Origin of the sequence: Zoogloea sp. (genome assembly GCF_028689785.1) — a bacterium.
Taxonomy (GTDB): Bacteria; Pseudomonadota; Gammaproteobacteria; order Burkholderiales; family Rhodocyclaceae; genus Zoogloea.
In genome coordinates this window covers 1-21,361 of the sequence record NZ_JAQVCN010000020.1, presented here as the reverse complement: position 1 = coordinate 21,361, position 21,361 = coordinate 1, and the positions used below count along the sequence as shown (strand labels likewise).

22 protein-coding genes are annotated in these 21,361 nt (G+C 65.7%); 15 read left to right on the top strand and 7 right to left on the bottom strand.

Annotated elements, in window-relative coordinates; genetic code table 11:
* Positions 1 to 25: 25 nt before the first annotated feature.
* The 6 genes from PHI64_RS10835 to glnA form a co-directional block, all read right to left on the bottom strand.
* The gene (locus PHI64_RS10835; protein WP_299882494.1) at positions 26 to 745 is read right to left on the bottom strand and encodes a type III pantothenate kinase; all 720 of its coding nucleotides are present in this window, start codon (positions 743 to 745) and stop codon (positions 26 to 28) included.
* Positions 745 to 1,548 carry a biotin--[acetyl-CoA-carboxylase] ligase gene (locus PHI64_RS10830; protein WP_299882493.1) on the bottom strand — a complete coding sequence of 268 codons (804 nt, stop codon included), beginning with the start codon at positions 1,546 to 1,548 and terminating at the stop codon, positions 745 to 747. Before PHI64_RS10830 ends, PHI64_RS10835 begins: the two co-directional genes overlap by 1 nt.
* A 131-nt stretch (positions 1,549 to 1,679) precedes the next feature.
* Positions 1,680 to 3,083 carry a nitrogen regulation protein NR(I) gene (ntrC, locus tag PHI64_RS10825; RefSeq protein ID WP_296564686.1) on the bottom strand — a complete coding sequence of 468 codons (1,404 nt, stop codon included), beginning with the start codon at positions 3,081 to 3,083 and terminating at the stop codon, positions 1,680 to 1,682.
* 80 nt (positions 3,084 to 3,163) lie between these two features.
* A complete protein-coding gene (gene glnL, locus PHI64_RS10820; RefSeq protein ID WP_299882491.1) occupies positions 3,164 to 4,237 on the bottom strand; it encodes a nitrogen regulation protein NR(II) in 1,074 nt (357 codons plus the stop codon).
* A gap of 79 nt (positions 4,238 to 4,316) precedes the next feature.
* A complete protein-coding gene (locus tag PHI64_RS10815) occupies positions 4,317 to 4,805 on the bottom strand; it encodes a DUF4124 domain-containing protein (protein WP_366945177.1) in 489 nt (162 codons plus the stop codon).
* Between the two features lie 145 nt (positions 4,806 to 4,950).
* Complete coding sequence (glnA, locus tag PHI64_RS10810) at positions 4,951 to 6,360, bottom strand: type I glutamate--ammonia ligase (protein ID WP_299882488.1); 1,410 nt, start codon at positions 6,358 to 6,360, stop codon at positions 4,951 to 4,953.
* Between the two features lie 355 nt (positions 6,361 to 6,715).
* Between glnA and PHI64_RS10805 the strand changes: the two genes are divergently transcribed.
* The 15 genes from PHI64_RS10805 to PHI64_RS10735 all read left to right on the top strand — a co-directional run bounded on the left by PHI64_RS10805 (position 6,716) and on the right by PHI64_RS10735 (position 20,535).
* Positions 6,716 to 7,168: a rhodanese-like domain-containing protein gene (locus PHI64_RS10805; protein ID WP_299882486.1), complete on the top strand. Its 453-nt coding sequence runs from the start codon at positions 6,716 to 6,718 to the stop codon at positions 7,166 to 7,168.
* An 18-nt stretch (positions 7,169 to 7,186) separates the two neighbouring features.
* On the top strand, positions 7,187 to 8,287 hold the full coding sequence (nadA, locus tag PHI64_RS10800; RefSeq protein ID WP_299882484.1) for a quinolinate synthase NadA: 1,101 nt from the start codon (positions 7,187 to 7,189) through the stop codon (positions 8,285 to 8,287).
* Positions 8,288 to 8,396: 109 nt separating this feature from the next.
* The gene (locus tag PHI64_RS10795; protein WP_299882482.1) at positions 8,397 to 9,146 is read left to right on the top strand and encodes an endonuclease/exonuclease/phosphatase family protein; all 750 of its coding nucleotides are present in this window, start codon (positions 8,397 to 8,399) and stop codon (positions 9,144 to 9,146) included.
* A gap of 4 nt (positions 9,147 to 9,150) precedes the next feature.
* A complete protein-coding gene (gene clsB / locus PHI64_RS10790) occupies positions 9,151 to 10,311 on the top strand; it encodes a cardiolipin synthase ClsB (RefSeq protein ID WP_299882480.1) in 1,161 nt (386 codons plus the stop codon).
* A gap of 74 nt (positions 10,312 to 10,385) precedes the next feature.
* Positions 10,386 to 10,871, top strand: a complete 486-nt coding sequence (gene rfaE2, locus PHI64_RS10785) for a D-glycero-beta-D-manno-heptose 1-phosphate adenylyltransferase (RefSeq protein ID WP_299882478.1) — start codon at positions 10,386 to 10,388, stop codon at positions 10,869 to 10,871.
* A 57-nt stretch (positions 10,872 to 10,928) separates the two neighbouring features.
* Positions 10,929 to 11,309 (top strand): antitoxin Xre/MbcA/ParS toxin-binding domain-containing protein, encoded by a 381-nt coding sequence (locus PHI64_RS10780; RefSeq protein ID WP_299882476.1) that lies wholly within the window; start codon positions 10,929 to 10,931, stop codon positions 11,307 to 11,309.
* Positions 11,269 to 12,018, top strand: coding sequence for an RES family NAD+ phosphorylase (locus tag PHI64_RS10775; RefSeq protein WP_299882474.1), 750 nt, complete (start codon positions 11,269 to 11,271; stop codon positions 12,016 to 12,018). Before PHI64_RS10780 ends, PHI64_RS10775 begins: the two co-directional genes overlap by 41 nt.
* 87 nt (positions 12,019 to 12,105) lie before the next feature.
* On the top strand, positions 12,106 to 13,038 hold the full coding sequence (cysK, locus tag PHI64_RS10770; protein WP_299882472.1) for a cysteine synthase A: 933 nt from the start codon (positions 12,106 to 12,108) through the stop codon (positions 13,036 to 13,038).
* 4 nt (positions 13,039 to 13,042) lie between these two features.
* The gene (locus PHI64_RS10765) at positions 13,043 to 14,197 is read left to right on the top strand and encodes a MalY/PatB family protein (protein WP_299882470.1); all 1,155 of its coding nucleotides are present in this window, start codon (positions 13,043 to 13,045) and stop codon (positions 14,195 to 14,197) included.
* A 9-nt stretch (positions 14,198 to 14,206) separates the two neighbouring features.
* Complete coding sequence (locus tag PHI64_RS10760; RefSeq protein WP_299882468.1) at positions 14,207 to 15,418, top strand: MFS transporter; 1,212 nt, start codon at positions 14,207 to 14,209, stop codon at positions 15,416 to 15,418.
* Positions 15,419 to 15,522: 104 nt separating this feature from the next.
* Positions 15,523 to 17,316, top strand: a complete 1,794-nt coding sequence (locus tag PHI64_RS10755) for an NAD(P)H-dependent oxidoreductase subunit E (protein ID WP_299882591.1) — start codon at positions 15,523 to 15,525, stop codon at positions 17,314 to 17,316.
* Entirely contained in the window at positions 17,313 to 18,017 is a 705-nt protein-coding gene (locus tag PHI64_RS10750; RefSeq protein ID WP_299882466.1) for a 2Fe-2S iron-sulfur cluster-binding protein, read from the top strand. Before PHI64_RS10755 ends, PHI64_RS10750 begins: the two co-directional genes overlap by 4 nt.
* Positions 18,014 to 18,562 carry an NADP oxidoreductase gene (locus PHI64_RS10745; protein ID WP_299882464.1) on the top strand — a complete coding sequence of 183 codons (549 nt, stop codon included), beginning with the start codon at positions 18,014 to 18,016 and terminating at the stop codon, positions 18,560 to 18,562. Before PHI64_RS10750 ends, PHI64_RS10745 begins: the two co-directional genes overlap by 4 nt.
* 10 nt (positions 18,563 to 18,572) lie before the next feature.
* On the top strand, positions 18,573 to 20,039 hold the full coding sequence (locus tag PHI64_RS10740) for a Ni/Fe hydrogenase subunit alpha (RefSeq protein ID WP_299882462.1): 1,467 nt from the start codon (positions 18,573 to 18,575) through the stop codon (positions 20,037 to 20,039).
* Positions 20,040 to 20,043: 4 nt separating this feature from the next.
* Positions 20,044 to 20,535 (top strand): hydrogenase maturation protease, encoded by a 492-nt coding sequence (locus PHI64_RS10735; RefSeq protein WP_299882460.1) that lies wholly within the window; start codon positions 20,044 to 20,046, stop codon positions 20,533 to 20,535.
* Positions 20,536 to 20,550: 15 nt separating this feature from the next.
* On the opposite strand, the gene PHI64_RS10730 is transcribed toward PHI64_RS10735, so the two are convergent.
* A complete protein-coding gene (locus PHI64_RS10730; protein ID WP_299882458.1) occupies positions 20,551 to 21,048 on the bottom strand; it encodes a hypothetical protein in 498 nt (165 codons plus the stop codon).
* Between the last annotated feature and the right edge of the window lie 313 nt (positions 21,049 to 21,361).

Sequence of the window (21,361 nt, the reverse complement as noted above, 5' to 3'; positions counted from 1 at the left end):
CGACGCAGGAAAGGCCGGCTGCACCCTAGTGTGCCCAGAGCATGCGAGCCAAGCCTTCGAGCACCAGGTTGTCCACCTCCCGCAGCGGACACTCCAGCAAGGGCGCCAATGCGGCCGCAGCACCGCCATTGAGCAGGCAGAGGCTGCCCGGCTCGCCGGCAACCAGGCGGAACATGCGCTCGATGGCACCCAGCTGAGCGTGCAGGCAGCCGGTCTGGATAGCATCGGCGGTACGTCGGGGTGTCCGCTCGAAACGGCCGTCGGAGAAGGGCAACTGGGCAGTGTCGCGGGCGAGGGAAAGGCGCATCAGATCGAGGCCGGGCAATATCACGCCGCCTTGGAAGACGCCCTGACCGTCCAGCACGTCAGCCGTGGTGGCGGTACCGGAAGTCACCACCAGCGCAGCCCCCCCGTGCAACGCCCGGGCACCGACCAGCGCCGCCCAACGATCAGCGCCCAGGCGCGAGGGGTCGAGATAGGCGTTACGCACGCCATAGCCTTCGCTCAGGGGGCATATCCACTCGGCCATAAGCCCGGCCCGTTCGAGACAGACCCCCAGACGCCCACCAACCGTGGCACCGGCTACATTGGCTCCGAGCATCCGATCCACCGGCCCGAGGCCGGCGAGGACATCGGCAAAACCATCGAGGGCACTGAGCAGCACGGCCCCCTGACCGCGCCACTCCTTGCCGTCATGCAGCCCCCACTTGAGACGGGTGTTGCCCACGTCAAGAAGTAGATCCATCAGGCGAGCCTCAGGGACACTTCACCTGACAGCACCCGGCGCAGCCCGTCGGCCGTGCGCAGCAGCAGGGCGCCGTCCTCATCGACGCCGGCACAGATACCGCTCAAGGCTTCGGTCTCACCGGAAATGCTCACCGGCAAATCGGCAAAGGCATTGCGCTGCTGCCAGGCCCCGCGCAAAGCAGCGAAACCCGCGGCGGAGTACACCTCAAAGAGACGGTGAAGCTGTACCAGCACCCGCCCCAGCAGTTCGCTCGGGCCGGGCACGCGCCCCAGGCTGTCGGCCAGATCAGTCACGCCAGTAGCGTATTCCACCTCTGCGTCCGGAGGCAGGTGCACATTGATGCCGATACCGACTACCGCCGCAGGCGTGCGGCCGCGACCGGGTGTGAGCTCGACAAGGATGCCTGCCAGCTTGCGCCCATGCACCAGCACGTCGTTCGGCCATTTAAGCTGTACCCCCTCAACACCAAGATCTTCGAGCGCCCGCGCCACGGCCAGCCCCGCCACCAAGGACAGCCCTGCCGGCACCGGCGAACCCGGAGCAAAGCGCCACAGGGCCGAGAAGGTCAGGCTGGCCCCGGGCCACGACTGCCACACCCGCCCGCGCCGCCCGCGCCCCGATGTCTGCACGTCGGCCGCCAGCACATGCACGCGGCCGTCATCGGGCGGCAGCTCGGTCAGCAGCCGGGTATTGGTGGAATCGCACTCCGCCAGGAGTACCACTGAAAAGGCGCTGGCCAGGTCACCCAGCGCAGCCGCCACCGCCCCCGCATCGAGGGCTTCGTAATCGGAACGGTCCAAGAATCAATTCCCGGCTAATGAATACAAGCCAGTCATTATGGAGTATGGCGGGCGCCCTGCGCAGCGGACGCAGCCCTTTGATGGCGAGGAACGGGGTTCAGACACCCGCTCTGCAGCTCAGGAGGGGCGTTTCAAACCGGATCCGGATCTTCCAGCCCCAGCTCCTGGATCTTGCGGGTGATGGTATTGCGACCAATCCCGAGCAGCTGAGCCGCCTCGATGCGCCGCCCGCCAGTGGCAGCCAGGGCTCGCCGGATGAGGATGCGTTCGAAGTCCTTGCTCAGGCGGTCGAAGACCTCACCCGGATTCTGGGCCAGGGAGCGATCAGCCTCGGCCATCAGGGCATCGCCCCAGTTGGCCGGCTGCTCCCGGGTCGGTTGGTCCTTCAGCTCGGGGGGCAGATCGGCCACTTCCACGGTCTGGCCGGGTGCCATCACGGTAAGCCAGTGGCAGAGGTTCTCGAGCTGACGCACATTGCCGGGAAAGTCCAGGCTCTGGAGGTATTTGAGGGTGCTCTCCGACAGGCGCTTGGCTTCGACGCCCAGTTCCTGGGCCGACAGGGCGATGAAGTGCTTGGCCAGGGGCGGAATGTCCTCGCGGCGCTCGCGCAGAGGCGGCAGACGCAGGCGGATCACGTTGAGGCGGTGGAACAGATCCTCCCGGAACAAGCCCTGACGGACTCGCTCTTCCATGTTCTGATGGGTAGCAGCGATGACCCGCACATTGGCTTTGATGGGTTGATGCCCGCCGACTCGGTAGAAGTTGTTGTCCGACAGCACGCGAAGCAGGCGGGTCTGCAGCTCGGCGGGCATGTCACCGATTTCATCAAGAAACAGGGTGCCGCCTTCAGCCTGCTCGAAACGCCCCCGGCGCATGGTCTGGGCGCCGGTGAAGGCACCGCGCTCATGGCCGAACAGCTCCGACTCCAGCAGGTCACGGGGAATGGCGGCGGTGTTGATGGCGATGAAGGGGGCATCCTTGCGCGGGCTGTGGCGATGCAGGGCTCGGGCGACGAGCTCCTTGCCCGAACCGGACTCACCGTTGATCAACACCGTGGCGTGGGACTGGGACAGACGGCCGATGGCCCGGAAGACCTCCTGCATGGCCGGGGCCTGGCCGAGGATCTCGGGCACGGCGCTGAGCACCTCTTCCGAACCCGCCTGGTGGGCGCTCTCGTCGATGGCGCGGCGCACCAGTTCGACGGCCTGGTCCACGTCGAAGGGCTTGGGAAGATATTCGAAGGCGCCCCCCTGGAAGGCCGCCACCGCGCTGTCCAGATCGGAGTAGGCGGTCATGATGATCACCGGCATGTGCGGGAAGCGTGCCTTGACCTTGGACAGCAGGGTCAGGCCCGATTCGCCGGGCATGCGGATGTCGGAGAGCAGCACCCGTGGCGCCTGGGAAGAACTCTCCAGCGCCGCCAGCACCTCGCCGGCAGAGCCGAAGCTCTTGTACGGGATCTCCTCCCGGGCCAGGGCCTTTTCCAGCACCCACCGGATCGAGCGGTCATCATCAACTATCCATACTGCATTCATGTCATTCACGCGCACAAGTTTGATACAGGCAAACAAAGGGGTTCAACGAATGGGCACCATAGTGGTGCATAACCATCCACTCATGATTCCAGGTCCCTGGCGATCGGCAGGAAGATCGTGAAACAGGTGCGCCCCGGGCGGGACTCCACCTCAATCGCACCCTGATGCTGTTCGATGAAGCTCTGGGCCAGCGACAAGCCCAGGCCACTGCCATTCTCTCGACCGGACACCAGGGGATAGAAAATCTTGTCGCGAATGCTGTCCGGGATGCCGGGGCCGTTATCGATCACCTGCAGTTGCAAGGCCAGCTTGAAGCGGCGCTTGGCCAGCGTGACCTGGCGGGCCGCCCGGGTGCGCAGCACGATCTCGCCATCACCGTGCAAGGCCTGGGCCGCATTACGGGCGATGTTCAGGATCGCCTGGATCAGTTGCTCCCTGTCACCGGTGATGTAGGGCAGGCTGGTGTCGTAATCCCGCCGCACACCGACGGACGGAAACTCTGCCAGGATCAGGCGCCGGACCCGCTCCAGCACGTCATGGGGATTGAGCTGGGAGGGCTGCATCATCCGGTGGGACGTGAGCAGCCGGTTCATCAGATCCTGCAGGCGATCCACCTCGGCGATGATCACCTGGGTGTATTCACGGAGTTGCGGGTCGTCCAGTTCGCGCTCCAGCAACTGGGCCGATCCGCGAATGCCCCCAAGCGGGTTCTTGATTTCGTGAGCCAGATTGCGGATCAACTCGCGGCTTGCCTGTTGTTGGTGCGCCAGTTGCTCCTCGCGCGCCACTTTCAGGTGCGCGTCCATCGGACGAAACTCCAGAAGCAGGCGTGCATTGACGGAATCGACCGGTGTAACGGTGCAGTCGAGCTGCAAGGTCTCCATTCCGGGGCGTGCCACAGTCAGATTGTGTCCGGTGTAGCTCCAGTTATCCCGCAGGACATTGTTGAGCGCATTGGCCAGCCCGGCTGGTTCGCCCAGCAGGCGGCGCAAGGAATAGCCGACTATCTTGCGGCTGCTCGCCGCAAACAGGTTCTCCGCCCCGGGGTTCAGGTAGCGAACGATGAGTTCATCGTCTACCAACACCACGGCAGAGGACAGCAGCTCAAGGCCGGCGAAAGGAGAGACGGGGCTGGGGGGCTGGTCGGTTTGCATATGGGCAGATCAATGCAAGAAGCAGACCACTTGCCCGGGCAATCATCAACATGCCCACCCCGTGCGGCGATCCCGGCCGTCAGCGGAGATTCGCGATTTCCTTGCGCAGGGCTTCGATGTTGCGCTCGTGGATCTGCAGCTTGTCCTTGTAAGGCTGCAAGCGCTCAAGGGCCTTCTGGTAATTGCGCTCATCGGAGCGGACGCTTTCCTGGCTTGCAAGCTCCCTGCGGGCTGCATCCAACGCCCGTTGCTCGCTGGCGAGCTCCTCGTCGAGGATGCGACGCCGATCACTGTCACGCGCCTTTTGGGTGCCGGTATCAACCTTCGGAAAGCCCACCCCTGCGGATGATGCACTACTTTGGGGCGCTGCGGCAGGGCGTGAGGGCCCCGGCCCGGGAACCGACGAAACAGCCTGATCACGCGCCAGCAGACTGCACCCCCGGCCGGACGCCTTGGCATTGGTATAGGTGATGTGGCCTGCCTCATCGACACACTTGTAGATATCCGCCCAAGCCGGCGAAAAGCACAGCAGGGCAGCTAGCGAAAGGGAGATTCTCGAGATCATCATCAGCACAGTTATTCCGGAAGCGCAGCTAGTGTAGGGGCCGGTCCGGCCAAATACAAACATAGGCCAAAAACAAAAGGACGGGCCTGAGCCCGTCCTTTTGTAACGCAGCAACCGGTCAGCACGCTGACCGGCTCCGATCTGGAGATCAGATGGCGTAGTACATCTCGAACTCAACCGGATGCACTTCAACGCGCAGACGGTTTACTTCTTCTTGCTTGAGGGCAATGAAGGAGTCGATGAAGTCGTTGCTGAACACACCACCACGGGTCAGGAACTCACGATCCTTGTCGAGGGCGGCCAGGGCCTCGTCGAGGCTGGCGCAGACGGTCGGGATGAGCGCGTCTTCTTCCGGCGGCAGGTCGTAGAGGTTCTTGTCGGCGGGGTCGCCCGGGTGGATTTTGTTCTGGATGCCGTCGAGGCCGGCCATCATCAGCGCAGCGAAGCACAGGTAGGGGTTTGCGCCCGGATCCGGGAACCGGGTCTCGATACGACGGGCCTTTTCGCTATTCACGAAAGGAATGCGGATGGAAGCGGAACGGTTCTTGGCAGAGTAGGCCAGCTTCACCGGGGCTTCATAGTGCGGAACCAGACGCTTGTAGGAGTTGGTCAGCGGGTTGGTGATGGCATTCAGGGCCTTGGCGTGCTTGATGATGCCACCGATGTAGAACAGGGCGGTCTCGGACAGGCCGGCGTAGCCGTTGCCGGCGAACAGGTTCTTGCCGTCCTTCCAGATGGACTGGTGCACGTGCATGCCTGAACCGTTGTCACCAACGATGGGCTTGGGCATGAAGGTGGCCGTCTTGCCGTACTGGTGGGCAACGTTCTGGACGATGTACTTCAGGATCTGGGTCTGGTCGGCGCGACGCACCAGGGTGTCGAACTTGGTGCCGATTTCGTTCTGGCCGGCGTTTGCCACTTCATGGTGGTGCACTTCAACTGGCACGCCGCAGGCTTCGAGAGCCAGACACATGGCGGCACGCATGTCGTTGAAGGAGTCGACCGGGGGAACGGGGAAGTAACCACCCTTCACGGCGGGACGGTAGCCGGTGTTGCCACCTTCGTACTTGATGTCGGACGACCAGGCACCTTCTTCGGAGAAGATCTTGTGGTACGCGCCGGACATATCCACCTTCCACTCGACGGAGTCGAAGATGAAGAATTCGGGTTCCGGGCCAAAGAAGGCGGTATCGCCAATACCGGAGGACTTGAGGTAAGCCTCGGCACGGTTGGCGATGGAACGCGGGTCACGGTCGTAGCCCTTGCCGTCGGCCGGGTCGATAACGTCACAGGACAGGACCAGGGTGGTCTCGTCGAAGAACGGGTCGATGTAGGCGGTGTTGGGGTCCGGCATCAGCAGCATGTCGGAGGCCTGAATACCCTTCCAGCCCGCGATGGAGGAACCGTCAAAGGCATGACCGCTTTCGAACTTGTCTTCATCGAAGGCGCTGACGGGCACACCGACGTGGTGCTCCTTACCCTTGGTGTCGGTGAAGCGGAAGTCGACGAACTTAACTTCGTTCTCCTGGACGATCTTCATGACGTCTTGCGGGGTCATATAACTCACTCCTAACGGGTTGAATCTGCTGCGCAGTGGAAAAGATGTAGTGGTTACAACAATAAGCCAGGCAACACGACAAGCAGAAATCATGCCACCCTAAAAACTTGAACACCTCATTGTGCCACAAGGCTTCGACCCGGCGCCCCAGAAAAAACAAGCACCAAAATGGTGCAACAATCCAAAAAGACGCCCGATTATGGTGCAGACAGACAGCCCCAAGCCTTCGTCCACGCCACACAACAAGGCGTAACACACCCGGCGCCAGGCACAGCCACGCGCCATGCACACATCCCTTGCGGGTCCGGGGTGCGGCGGTATACTCGCAGACCCCTCATCTCATCGGATGCGTGCCATGGGAAAACTCAGTGATACTCTCGCCCTCGCTCAGGAGCGGGCCCGCAGTCTGGGCCTTCCCTATGCAGGCGCCCTCACCCCCCGGGAAGCCTGGGACGTACTCCAGCTTGCCCCCGGCTCGAAGCTGGTGGACGTGCGCACCCGCGCCGAATGGGACTGGGTCGGTCGCGTTCCCAACGCCGTCGAGATCGAGTGGATGATCTATCCGGGCAATGAACCCAACACCCACTTCCTGGCCCAGTTCAAGCGCCAGGTCGACCCAGAGGCACTGGTGATGTTCCTGTGCCGCAGCGGCGCGCGCTCCAATGCCGCGGCCACGCTGGCGGCCAATTCAGGCTACACCAATGCCTACAACATTCTGGAAGGCTTCGAGGGCGACAAAGACGCCAACGGGCACCGCAACCGGGTCGGGGGCTGGCGCCACGCCAGCCTGCCATGGACCCAGGGCTGAACACCACAGGACAAGCAGATGCTAGCCGTTCCCATCAGTTTCGACCGCTTCAATACCCTCTCCGATAATGACGCCCACTCGCGCATCCGTGCTGCCCGTGAGCGCCTCGGCGACCGGGCTGTGCTGCTGTGTCACCACTACCAGCGCGCCGATGTCTACCAGTACGCCGACCTCACCGGCGACTCCCTCAAGCTTTCGCGCCTGGCCTCGGAGACGGACGCCGAGTTCATCGTCTTCTGCGGCGTGCACTTCATGGCAGAAGTCGCCGACATCATGTCCAAGCCGCATCAGCAGGCCATCCTGCCCGACTTGGCCGCCGGCTGTTCAATGGCCGACATGGCCAACCTGGCCAAGGTCGAGCGCTGCTGGCGCGAGCTGGCCGAGGTCCTTGACACCCCGGACGCACTCATCACCCCCGTCACCTACATCAATTCCGCCGCAGACCTGAAGGCGTTCTGCGGCGAGCATGGCGGCATCGTGTGCACCTCCACCAATGCCCCTACCATCCTCGACTGGGCCTTCGCCCAGCGCGAGAAGGTGCTGTTCTTCCCCGACCAGCACCTGGGACGCTGGACCGGCTTCAAGAAGGGCATCCCCCTGGACGAGATGGTGGTGTGGGACCCGGACCTCGAATACGGCGGCCTCAGCGTCGAGCAGATCCGCAAAGCCAAGATCCTGCTTTGGAAGGGGCATTGCTCGGTGCACCAGATGTTCCAGCCGGCGCACATCATCAAGTTCCGCAACCAGTATCCGGATGGCAAGGTGATCTCCCACCCGGAGAGCGCTCTGGAGGTGTGCCGTCAGTCCGACTACGTGGGCTCCACCGAGTACATCATCAACGTCATCAAGGGCTCCGACCCCGGCACCCGCTGGCTGGTGGGCACCGAGCTCAACCTGGTCAACCGCCTGGCCGAAGAGGTCAAGCCGGAAGGCAAGATTGTCCAGTTCATGGCCCCAACCGTGTGCATGTGCTCGACCATGCAGCGCATCGACCCCCAGCACCTGGCCTGGACGCTGGAGAACCTGGCCGACGGCAAGGTGGTCAACCGCATCACCGTGCCCGAGCACGAAGCGGCCCTGGCCAAGCTGGCCCTGGATCGGATGCTGGCAGTATCCTGACCCCTTGCCACCGCTCCCGCTCAAGACGGCGCCCACAGGCGCCGTTTTTCATGGAACGCAACATGCAGCACCATGCTGTTGAAGGCAGAATGGATAGAAAGGAGATCCGATGAGCACCCTGCGCATCTGTACCTACAACATCCACAAAGGCTTTTCCCAGTTCAACCGGCGCCTGTCCATCCACGACCTGCGAGACCGCCTGCGCCTGCTCGGTGCCGACGTGGTCTTTCTGCAGGAGGTGCAGGGCATGCATCTACGCCATGCCCGGCGCCACGCAGACTGGCCCGAGCAGCCCCAGCACGAGTTCCTGGCAGGTGACATGTGGCAGCAGACAGCCTATGGCGGCAACGCCGTCTACGGCCACGGCCACCATGGCAATGCCATCCTCAGTCGCCACCCCATCCTGTCCCAGGCGAACGAAGACGTCTCCGACCACCGCTTCGAGAGCCGTGGCCTGCTTCACTGCGAGATACACGTGGCCAACGTAAGCCAGCCGGTGCATTGCGTATGCGTGCACCTCGGCCTCACCGCCGGCAGCCGGCGGCGTCAGATGGCGGCCCTGGTCCGGCGTCTGGACGCCCTCGCCCCCGATGGCGCACCGCTCATCATCGCAGGCGACTTCAATGACTGGCGCAACCACGCCGACGACTGCCTGACCGGCCAGCTCGGGGTGACCGAGGCCTTCGTCTCCATCCGCGGCCGCCCGGCGCGGAGCTTTCCCAGCACCCTGCCGGTCCTGCGCCTCGACCGCATCTACGTGCGCGGCTTTCAGGTGGATAAGGCCGAGGTGCACTACGGCCAGCCCTGGAGCCAGATTTCCGACCACGCGGCCCTCACCGCGCAGCTGCGCTCCCGCTGAGCCCATGAGCATCGCCTGGCACCCCGGCAACGCCCTGACCCTGCTCGAGAACGGCGCCGAGTTCTTCCCGGCATTGATCGGCGCCATTGACGGAGCCTGCACCGAAATCTTCCTCGAGACCTACATCTTCGCCAACGACGAGACTGGCCAGGAAGTCTCCCGGGCCCTCCAGCAAGCCGCCCGCCGCGGCGTCACCGTGCGGGTGTTGGTGGATGGCTTCGGTGGCCGTGAGTTTGTCGACGAGATGATGGAGGCACTGACCACTGCCGGCGTGCATGTGCTCATCTACCGCCGCGAGGTCAGCACCCTGTCCCTGCGCCGACGCCGCCTGCGCCGCCTGCACCGCAAGCTTGCCGTGGTAGATGGCCGCATCGCCTTCGTGGGTGGCATCAACATTGTCAGCGACTTCGAAGACCCCAAGGTCACAGCCCCCCGTCAAGATTACGCCGTGCACCTCGAAGGGCCGCTCCTTGCCCCAATCCACGCCACCGTGCGGCGGGTGTGGGAGCTGGTCGCCTGGGCATCCTTCCGGCAACGCCTGCGCCTTGTCGGCAAACCTCCAGCCTGCCCCCTGCCCTGCGGCGACATGGACGCCGCACTGGTCATCCGCGACAACATCCGCCATCGCCACGATATCGAAAACGCCTACCTGCTGGGCATCGCCAGCGCCCGCCGCGACATCCTGCTGGCCAACGCCTACTTTCTGCCCGGCCGGCGCTTCCGCCAGGCGCTCCTCGACGCTGCCCGGCGCGGCGTGCGCATCACCCTGCTGATCCAGGGCCTGGCCGACCACCCCATCCAGCAGCGCGCCACCCGCGCCTTCTACGGTCAGCTTCTCGATGCCGGCATCCGCATCGTCGAATATCACCGCAGCTACCTCCACGCCAAGGTCGCCGTCATGGACGATCACTGGGCCACCGTCGGCTCCAGCAACATCGACCCTTTCAGCCTGCTGCTGGCCCGGGAGGCCAACGTGCTGGTGCGCCACCAGGGCTTCGCCACCATGCTGCGCAGCCGCCTGGAACAGGCCATCGCCGCCGGTGGCGAAGAGATCCACCCGGCCCGGTGGCAGCGAGGCTCGCCCCTCCAGCGCCTGATCAACTGGACCGCCTACGGCCTGGTGCGGCTGATGATCGGCATCGCCGGCTACGGCAACCGCCACTGAGCGCCCGCCCTCCCTCTTCGCCCCTGCCACCCGGTAGCTCATAATTCCTGCCCTGCCCCAAACCGGATCTACCCATGTACCCCGCCCCCGCCTTCGAAGCCCGCATCTGCCCACCGGACCAACTCAAGGCCCGCATCGCCAGCCTGCCCCGCCCCCTGGTGTTCACCAACGGCTGCTTCGACATCCTGCACCGGGGCCATGTCACCTACCTGGCCCAAGCCCGTGCCCTCGGCGCAGCCATGATCGTCGCCCTCAATAGCGACGCCTCGGTGCGCCGTCAGGGCAAAGGCGACGACCGCCCGATCAACACCCTGCAGGATCGCCTCGCCGTGATGGCATCTCTGGGCTGCGTTGACCTGGTCACCTGGTTCGATGAGGACACCCCCATCGCCCGCATCCTCGAATGCCAGCCCGAGGTGCTGGTGAAGGGCGGAGACTGGGCGCCTGAGCGCATCGTCGGCGCCGCGGAGACCCTGGCCCGGGGCGGCAGCGTCCATTCCATCCCCTTCGAACACCAGCGCTCCACTACGGCACTCCTCGACAAGATCCGGCAACTCTAAGGCACAACCTTTCATCAGAAAGAAAATGAAATTATAATTTCTCAAGAAAGGATGCCCATGACTGCCCTCGCCCGTGCCGCCCCTCCTCAGCCCAACGCCGCCGCGGTGCTCGGCAAGGCGGTAGCCCGCGCTGCCGAACGGCTAGGCTTGTCCCGCGCCCTGCTGGCCCAGGTTCTGGGCCTCAGCCCTGCCAGCATCAGCCGCTTGTGCGCCGGCAACTACCATCTTGATCCGAAGCGCAAGGAGTGGGACTTTGCCCTCCTGCTGGTACGCTTGTTCCGGGCCCTCGACTCCATCGTCGGTGACGAGGCCACCGCCCGCAAATGGCTCACCAGTGACAACCTTGCCCTCAACGGCCGCCCGGTCGACCTGATCCGCAATACCGAAGGCCTTGTGCGTGTCGTTCACTACCTGGATGCCTCCCGAGCTGTCGTCTGAGGCCCGCCCCTGGCACGCCGACGTATGGCGCATGGTCGAAGCCCAGCACATCGCCTCCACCATGAAACTGGTGGACGACAGGGCCGAGCAGGACCTCCTCGAAGCCCTGCTCGAAGGCAGCAAACCCCCCGCAGCAGACAGCACCGCGGGCCTCAACTACCTGCTGGCAGCCCCCTTTCGCTACAGCCCCCGGCAGGGTGGCTCACGCTTTCGCAGCGGCGCCGACCCCGGCGTCTTCTACGGCGCCGACTACGTTGCCACGGCCTGTGCCGAACTGGGCTACTGGCGCTGGTGCTTCCTGCGTGACGCACCAGCCCTGGAGCGTCTCGACCCGGTGGCCCACACCGCCTTCCGCACCCGCATCGCCACCACCGCCATTGACCTGCGCCAGCCGCCCCTGGACCGGGACCACGCAGCCTGGTGCCACCCTTCCGACTACCACGCCACCCAGGCCCTAGCCCGCCAAGCCCGCGAGGCTGCCATCGGCGCCATCGTGTACGCCTCAGTACGCGCCCCAGGCCCCGCCTGGTGTGTAGCCGTCCTGACCCCGGCGGCCTTCGCCCGTAGCGCTCCCGAACAACCCACCCAAACCTGGTGGCTGGCGGTACGCCACGACCAGGTGCAGTGGCGACGGGACGGTGAGGCGATCGTCTTCGATACCGCCCGATGGGCAGACACCTCGGCCTCGTCACCCCCGGGAATTATTTGAATATTCTCTCTTGATCTAAAACAATGACAGGTACGACCCTAGAATGAATTAAGCCTTCATTCAATTTTCCTGACACGGAGATTCACCATGCGCATCGCCAACAACGTGGCCGAGCTGATCGGCAACACTCCCCTGGTCAAGCTCAATCGCCTGGCCCCGGCCAGCGGCGCCACCGTGGCCCTCAAGCTGGAGTTCTTCAATCCGGCCCACAGCGTCAAGGACCGTATCGCCGCAGCCATGCTCGACGCTGCCGAGGCCGCCGGCAAGATCGGCCCCGGCACCATCATCCTTGAGCCCACCTCCGGCAACACCGGCATCGGCCTGGCCATGGTCTGTGCCGCCCGCGGCTACAAGTGTGCCTTCGTGATGCCCGAAACCATGAGTCGCGAACGCAAGCTGCTGCTAAAAGCCTATGGCGCCGACCTGATCCTCACCCCCGGCCCAGAAGGCATGCCCGGCGCCGTGAAGAAGGCCGAGGAGCTGGCTGCCGCCGATCCCCGCTACTTCATCCCCCAGCAGTTCGAGAACCCCGCCAACCCGGCCATCCACCGCCAGACCACGGCCGAGGAGATCTGGGCCGACACTGACGGCCAGGTGGACATCTTCGTCTCCGGCGTGGGCACCGGCGGCACCGTCACCGGCGTGGGTGAAGTGCTCAAGGAACGCAAGCCCGGGGTCAAGGTGGTGGCCGTGGAGCCCGCCGCCAGCCCCATCCTCTCCGGCGGCCAGCGTGGCCCCCACCCCATCCAGGGCATCGGCGCGGGCTTCGTGCCGGGCATCCTCAACACCCAGGTGTACGACGAGGTCGTGCAGGTTCCCAATGATGCAGCCCTCGACACGGCCCGCCGCCTGGCCACCGAAGAAGGCCTGCTGGTGGGCATCTCCTCCGGCGCCGCCGTGTGGGCCGCCCTGCAGGTAGCCGAACGCCCCGAGAACGCCGGCAAGCTGGTGGTGGTGATCATCCCGTCCTTCGGCGAGCGCTACCTGTCCACCGTGCTCTTCCAGCACCTGGAAGTCTGACACCTTGGCTGCCTTCGACTTTAGCACCGCTCCGGATCGCACCGGCTCCGACAGCATCAAATGGCGTCGCTACGCCGGCCACGACGTGATTCCCATGTGGGTGGCCGACATGGATTTTGCCGCTCCCCCTGCGGTGCTGGACGCCCTCCACGCGCGCATCGACCACGGGGTGTTCGGCTACGCCGACCCGTGGCCTTCGGTGCTTGAGGCGGTGGTCGAAGGCATCGCCCGCGACCACGCCTGGCGCATCCAGCCTGAGTGGCTGGTGTGGCTCCCGGGAGTGGTCACGGGCTTCAATGTGGCGGTGCGCGCCGTCGGCCAGCCCGGAGACGGGGTGTTCACCGCAACTCCGGTGTACCCGCCCTTCCTGCACGCCCCAGCCAATTTCGGACAACGCCTGGTCACCACGCCGCTGCTCAACAACGGCCAGCGCTGGGAATGGGACTGGCCTGCCACCGAGGCCGCTGTAGCCGATGGGGTGCGCCTGTTCATGCTGTGCAACCCCCACAACCCGGTGGGCCGTGTCTTCGACCGGGACGAGCTGGGCCGCATCGCCGCCCTGGCCGAGCGCCACGACCTGATGATCTGCTCCGACGAGATCCACTGCGGCCTGGTCCTCGACCCGGCCACGCCGCACATCCCCATTGCCGCCCTGGACGCAAGTGTCGCCCGCCGCAGCATCACCCTGATGGCTCCGTCCAAGACCTGGAACATCCCGGCCCTGTACTGCGCCTTCGCCATCATCCCCGACGCCACCCTGCGCGCCCGCTACAAGCGCGCCATGGCCGGCATCGTGCCCCACGTGAATGTGCTGGGCCTCACCGCCACCGAAGTCGCCTATCGAGACTGCGGCCCTTGGCGCGAGGCCCTCATCGCCACCCTGCGCAGCAACGCAGCCCGGACCATCGAAGCCATCAACGCCCTTCCCGGCCTGTCCACCACACCGGTGGAGGCCACCTACCTGGCCTGGATAGACTGCCGCGACTGGCTGGCCGCCAAGGGCATCGACAACGCTGCCCAATACTTCGAGAAGGCCGGCGTAGGCCTCTCCGACGGCAAGGACTTCGGCCTGCCAGGCTTCGTGCGCCTCAACTTCGGCTGCCCGCCGGCCCGCCTGGAAGAAGGCCTGGCCCGCATCCGCCGGGCGGTCACGGGCTGACCCCAGCGGGTGAAGGCCGCACTGCCCCGGGACTTCCGGCTCTACCTGCTGATCAGCATCATGGGCGCCCTGGTCCACTTCGGCCAGGGCGTGGCCGTGGGGTGGTCGGTGTATGAGCAGACCGGCTCCTCCCTGGCCCTGGGCCTGGTCGGCCTGGCCCAGTTCCTGCCCATCCTGCTGTTCTTCCTGCCCGCCGGCCAAGTTGCAGACCGCTTCGAACGACGCAGCGTGATCGTCACCAGCCTGGCACTCAGTGCCTCAGCCGCCCTGCTGCTGGGCGCCGCCGCCTGGCTGAACCTGGGTGTGGCCTGGACCTACGGCGCCCTGCTGCTCTCGGGCTGCGCCCAGATCCTCAACCGGCCCGCCCGGGATGCCCTGATGCCCACCCTGGTCCCGCCGGCACAGCTGGCCCGGGCCATTGCCCTGGCCAGCTCGCTGCATCAGGTGGCCTCGATGGCCGCGCCCGCACTGGCCGGCCTGGGGCTGGCCGTGTTCCACTCAGCCCTGCCCATCCACGCGGCCAACACAGTGTTCATCCTCGTCGCCCTGGCGGCGACCCTGGCCATCCGCCAGCGCTCCCGCGGCCAGGCGCCGGCGCCCGGTGGCCGCGGCCGCCTGCGCGAGATGCTGGCCGGCTTCACCCACATCCGCAGCACCCGGCTACTCCTCGCGGTGATGTCCATCGACCTGCTGGCGGTACTCTTTGGCGGCGCAGTGGCGCTGCTGCCGGTATACGCCAAGGACATCCTGCAGGTCGGGCCTGCCGGGCTGGGCATGCTCAGCACCGCCCCGGCCGTGGGCGCCGCCGTGGCCGGGCTGGCCATGGCCCGCTTCGGCGTGGCTCTGGACGGGCGACTGTTCCTGGGGGCAGTGGGGGGCTTCGGGCTGATGACCATGGTGTTCGGCCTGTCCACCCACTTTCCGCTGTCCCTCATCACCCTGGCCCTGCTGGGCGGGCTGGACAGCATCAGTGTGGTGATCCGCCAGACGGTCATCCAGCAGGCCACACCCGATGCCCTGCGCGGCCGCGTCGCCGCCGTAAACCGGGTTTTCATCAGTTCGTCGAACGAACTGGGTGCGCTGGAATCGGGCCTTCTCGCCGCCGCCGTGGGGCCGGTACTGGCGGTGACCGGCGGCGGTGCGCTGACCCTGCTGGTGGTGGCTGCCAGCCAGCGCCTGTTCCCCGAGCTGAAGCACTGGCGGCGCCCGCAGCACCCCTGATCGCCCAAGCGTCTTTTCTGATCCAGCGCAAACCGGCCCGACTTGCCCGGCGCATACTTGCTGCGTCGTCCCTGCTGGAGAAGTCCGTGCATACGCAGCCGCCCATCCCCGGAGCAGCCCTCGACGGCATCCTCCAGCAGCACGGCCATCAGCCGACCGAACTGCTGCAGATTCTGATCGATACCCAGGCCCTCGAAGGCTGGCTTTCTCCCCCTACCCTCAGCCACATCGCCCGGGCCCTGAATCTGCCCCGCGCCCGGGTGGAGGGTGTGGCCGGGTTCTACAGCTTTCTCCACACCCGCCCCGCTGGCCACTACCGGGTGCTGTTCTCCGACAACATCACCGACCGCATGCTGGGCAATGCCGAGCTGATGGATGCCCTGTGCGGCAAGCTGTGGATCGAACCCGGCAAGCTCTCCGAGGACGGCCTGGTCAGCATCGCCGCGACATCCTGCACCGGCCTGTGCGACCAGGGCCCGGCCATGCTGGTCAATGGCCACGCCATCAGCCAGCTCAGCCACCGGCGCATCAACGAGATCGCCGAACTGATCCGCCAGCAGCGCCCCCTCGAACTGTGGCCCGCCGAGTATTTCCAGATTGAGGACAACATCCGGCGCCGGGATGCCCTCCTCGACCTCACCATGCAGCCCGGCGAGGCCCTGGCCGCCGCCGTCGCCCGTAACCGGGCCGGCTGGCTGGCCGAGATGCAGCTCTCCAACCTGCGCGGCCGCGGCGGTGCCGGCTTCGCCACTGCCGTCAAATGGGCCAGCGCCCGCAACGCCCCCGGCGAGGCCAAGGTGATCGTCTGCAATGCCGACGAGGGCGAACCCGGCACCTTCAAGGACCGGGTGCTGCTCAACCGCTTTGCCGATCTGGTCTTTGAAGGCATGACCCTGGCCGCCTGGGCGGTGGGTGCGACGGAAGGCTTTCTCTACCTGCGCGGCGAATACCAGTATCTCCGCCCGCAACTCAAGGCAGTGCTGGCCCGGCGCCGGGCCGCGCAGCTGCTGGGCAACGGTATCCTCGGACAGGCCGGCTTTCACTTCGACATCCGCATCCACCTGGGCGCCGGCGCCTATGTGTGCGGGGAGGAATCGGCGCTCATCGAATCCCTGGAAGGCAAACGCGGCACGCCCCGCATCCGCCCGCCCTTCCCTGTCACCCACGGCTACCTGGGCCGGCCGACGGTGGTGAACAACGTGGAGACCCTGGCCAAGACCTGCCTCATCGCCCTCCACGGCGGCGAAGCCTTTGCGGCCACCGGCACGGCCCAATCGGCCGGCACCAAGCTGCTGTCCATCTCCGGCGACTGCGCCGCGCCCGGCATCTACGAATACCCCTTCGGCGTCTCCATCGCCCGGGTGCTGGAAGACTGCGGTGCCAGCGACACCCAGGCGGTGCAGGTGGGCGGCGCCTCCGGCATGTGCCTGGCGGCCTACGAATTCCAGCGCCGCATCGCCTACGAGGATGTGCCCACCGCCGGCGCCTTCATGATCTTCGACGGCACCCGCGACCTCTTCGAGGTGGCGCGCAGCTTCGTGCACTTCTTCGCCCACGAGAGCTGCGGCTTCTGCACCCCGTGCCGGGTCGGCACCGCACTGCTGAAGGGCTTCATGGACAAGCTGGCCGCTGGCCACGGCGCCCAGGCCGATCTGGCCGACATCGACTGGCTCGACCGCCTGCTCAAGAACGCCAGCCACTGCGGCCTGGGCAGCGCCGCCCCCAACCCGGTGATCGACACCCTGCAGAAGTTCCGCCCGGCCTATGAGCGGCGCCTGGTGTCCCTGGACTTCGAGCCCGCCTTCGACCTGGACGCCGCCCTGGCCGAAGCCCGCCAGCTCACCGCCCGGGATGACCCCGGCGCCCATCTCAAGACCCACGAGGAGGATGCCCGATGAAACAGTTCCTCCTCGACGGACAGCCCGTCCCCTTCGCAGACGGTCAGAGCATCCTTGAAGCCGCCCGCCAGGCCGGGCACTACATCCCCAGCCTGTGCTGGCACAAGGACTTTCCCGCCCATGGCAGCTGCAAGCTGTGCATCGTCAAGGCCGCCGGCCGGCATGTGTCGGCCTGCGCCACGCCGGCCAGGGAAGGCTGGGAGGTGGAGAGCAACACCCCCGAGATGAACGGTGAGCGCCGCGGCCTGCTGCAGATGCTCTTCGTGGAGGGCAACCACTTCTGCCCGTCCTGCGAGAAGAGCGGCAGCTGCGAGCTGCAGGCCCTGGGCTACGAATACGAGATGCTCACCTCGCGCTTCCGCCACTTCTACCCCGACCGCCCGGTGGACGCTTCCCACCCGGACGTCCTGCTCGACTTCAACCGCTGCATCTTCTGCGAGCTGTGCGTGCGCGCCAGCCGGGACGTGGATGGAAAATCGGTCTTTGCCCTTACCGGGCGCGGTATTCACAAGCACCTTGTCGTCAATGCAGAATCGGGACGGCTGGCCGATACCGACTTCAGCAAGGATGACATGGCAGCCCACATCTGCCCGGTGGGCGTCATCCTGCACAAGGGGCCGGGGTTCGCCGTGCCCATTGGCGAGCGCACCTACGACACGTCCAGCATCCGCAGCCTGAAGCTCCAGGAGGAGGACTCATGAGCGCCCCTGCCCGCAAGCTGCGCGTCGCCACTACCTCCCTGGCGGGCTGCTTCGGCTGCCATATGTCCTTCCTGGATATCGACGAGCACCTGTTCGAGCTCGTCGAACTGATCGAGTTCGACCGGTCCCCCCTCACCGACATCAAGGAGGTGGGGCCCTGCGACATCGGCCTGATCGAAGGCGGCGTGTGCAATGCCGAAAACGTGCACGTGCTGCGCGCCTTCCGCCGGAACTGCAAGACCCTGATCGCCCTCGGCGCCTGTGCCGTCAATGGCGGCCTGCCGGCCCAGCGCAACCACCTGCCCCTGTCCGAATGCCTGCGCGAGGTCTATCAGTTCCGCCCTGGCATCGCCAACGGCCAGATCCCCAACGATCCGGAGCTGCCCCTGCCCCTGGACAAGGTGCGGCCCATCCACGAGGTGGTGCGCATCGACTACTTCCTGCCCGGCTGCCCGCCTTCGGGGCCGGCCATCTGGAAGTTCCTCACCGACCTGATCGCCGGCCGCAGCCCGCGCCTCACCGGCGGCCTGCTGCACTACGACTGAGGTTCACGCCATGAGCTTCGAACTGGAAACCGCCGCCAACCGGGAGAACCTGCGCCGGGTGGCCATCGACCCCGTGTCGCGAGTGGAAGGCCACGGCAAGGTCACCCTGCTGCTGGACGAGGCCGGGCACGTGAAAGAAGCGCGGCTGCACATCGTCGAGTTCCGCGGCTTCGAGAAATTCATCCAGGGCCGGCCCTACTGGGAAGTCCCGGTGATGGTGCAGCGCCTGTGCGGCATCTGCCCGGTGAGCCACCACCTGGCCGCCGCCAAGGCCCTCGACCCGGTGGTCGGCGCCCTCACCCTTACCCCCGCCGCAGTGAAGATCCGCCGCCTGATGCACTACGGGCAGATCCTCCAGTCCCACGCCCTGCATTTCTTCCACCTGTCGTCCCCCGACCTGCTCTTCGGCTTCGAGTCGCCCGTCCAGCAGCGCAACATCGTCGGCGTGGCCGCGGCCCATCCGGAGGTGGCGCGGCAGGGCGTGCTGCTGCGCAAGTTCGGTCAGGAGGTGATCCGCATCACCGCCGGCAAGCGGGTGCACGGCACGGGCGCGGTGCCGGGCGGCGTGAACAAGTCACTCACCGCCGCCGAGCGCGACACACTGCTCGCCGACGCCGATCAGATGATCGCCTGGAGCCACGAAGCGGTGCACCTGGCCCGCCGCCTGCACGAAAGCGATCGCGCCCTGTATGACGAATTCGGCCTGTTCCGCAGCCACCTGTTCAGCCTGGTGCGGGCCGACGGGGCCATGGACCTGTACGACGGCCACCTGCGCCTGCGTGACGCCCGCGGCCACATCGTCAAGGACGCCATCTCCTGCGCCGACTACGAACAGCACATCGTCGAAGAGGTGAAACCCTGGAGCTACATGAAATTTCCCTTCATGCAGGATCTCGGGCCCCTCAAGGGCTGGTACAAGGTCGGCCCCCTGGCCCGGGTGCAGAACTGTGATTTCATCCCCAGTGCGCGGGCCGAAGCCGAACGCCAGGCCTTCGTGGCCCACGGTGAAGGCGAGCCGGTGCACGCCCCGCTGGCCTACCACTGGGCGCGCATGATCGAGATGCTCCACGCTGCCGAGGTGATCCGTGATCTGCTCAACGACCCGGACCTGCTCTCCGACCAGCGCATGAAGGAGGGCACCAAGGGGCGCGAAGGCGTCGGCATCATTGAAGCGCCCCGAGGCACTCTGATCCACCATTACCGGGTGGATGAGGATGACCTGGTGAGCTACTGCAACCTGATCGTCTCCACCACCCACAACAACCAGGCCATGAACGAAGCCGTACGCCAGGTGGCACGCCGCTACCTGGACGGGCGACAGCTCACCGAGGGCCTGCTCAACCACATCGAAGTGGCCATCCGCGCCTTCGACCCCTGCCTGTCCTGCGCCACCCATGCCCTGGGCAAGATGCCCCTGGCCGTGGAATTGCTGGCCGCCGACGGCAGCCTGGCCGACCGGGCCGTGACGGGCAGCTGAAACCGTGTCCCTGGTGATCTTCGCCGTGGGCAACCCGTCCCGGGGCGACGACGCCCTGGGCCCGCTGCTGATGGCCGAGCTGGAAACACAAGGCTGGCCCGACGTCACGCTGGTGGCGGATTTTCAGCTACAAATCGAGCACGCCCTGGATCTGGACGGCCATGACCTGGCCTTGTTCATCGACGCCGGCACCGAAACGCCCGCGCCGTTTGCCTTCTACGAAACAGCACCTGCCACCGCCCCGTCGATCTCCAGCCACGCCCTGAGCCCTGCGGCGGTGCTACAGGTACACACACGGCTCCGGCAGGCCACGCCGCCAGCCTTCGTACTGTGCGTCCGGGGTGAGAAATTCGAACTCGGCGAGGCGCTCAGCAAAGCCGCTCAAGGGCATCTCGCCGCCGCCCGCCAACATCTGGCCACCTGCCTCGCAGCCCCTGAAGCAAGCTGCTGGCGACAGCTGCAAACCCACGCCGGCACGCCGCGGACACAGCCCTGAGCACGGGCGCACGAGCTACTTTCCCGGTGCAGAAGCCCGCCGGGTGGTGTACTCCTCAAGCAGAATGGAGATGGCGTGGCTCGCCGACTCCTGCAGGCGAACCCCACCACGCAACTGAGCCATCAGAACCGGAGAAGGCTGACTCCGTTCCGCAACACGGCTACGCACCAGCAGTAACTGGTCACAGGGCAAGTCATGCCAGGCCGGGGAGCGAGCGTCAATACCAATGCTCACCGCATCCTCCCGGGAAGCCAACCAGAGAAGCAGCTCGTCACTGAACGAAGAGCAGGACACAACCCGCTCCGACTCCCCGCAACGGCCAAACCCGCTGACCCAGACCAGTTCCTCGTGGATGCACTCCCCGTTGGGGCTGAGCAGGCCGATGGCGATCCGCTCCGCGTCCAGGGCACGCAGCAATTGACGCAGGGCCCTCAGGGTGGCGAAACGGACATCATCAAGATGCCGGACCAGGGCCGCCCCCGTGATGGCCGCTTCAGAAACGGGATCTGCCACGTAACCATCTCCAAGGGGCTGACCGAACTGCCGTCCCACCCGCGAAAGGGATTCCTGTTCGAGCTTACACAACATGACTTGACCCTCGGGCACATTAGGACGCAGACGCAGTGTCTGACGCACTTTGCCGGCAACGCACAGAAGCGCCCGCTGCAAAATACACAAATTAATCGTTATTGATAAATTCTATAGGGCGCCTCGAAAAACCTCAGCTTGCCCACCCTTGGTAAAATTACATCGTCCTGACCCCTGCTGCAGCTTATCCCGATGAAACAGCGTAGTGCCATCAAGACTGACCTGTTTGCCGACGAAC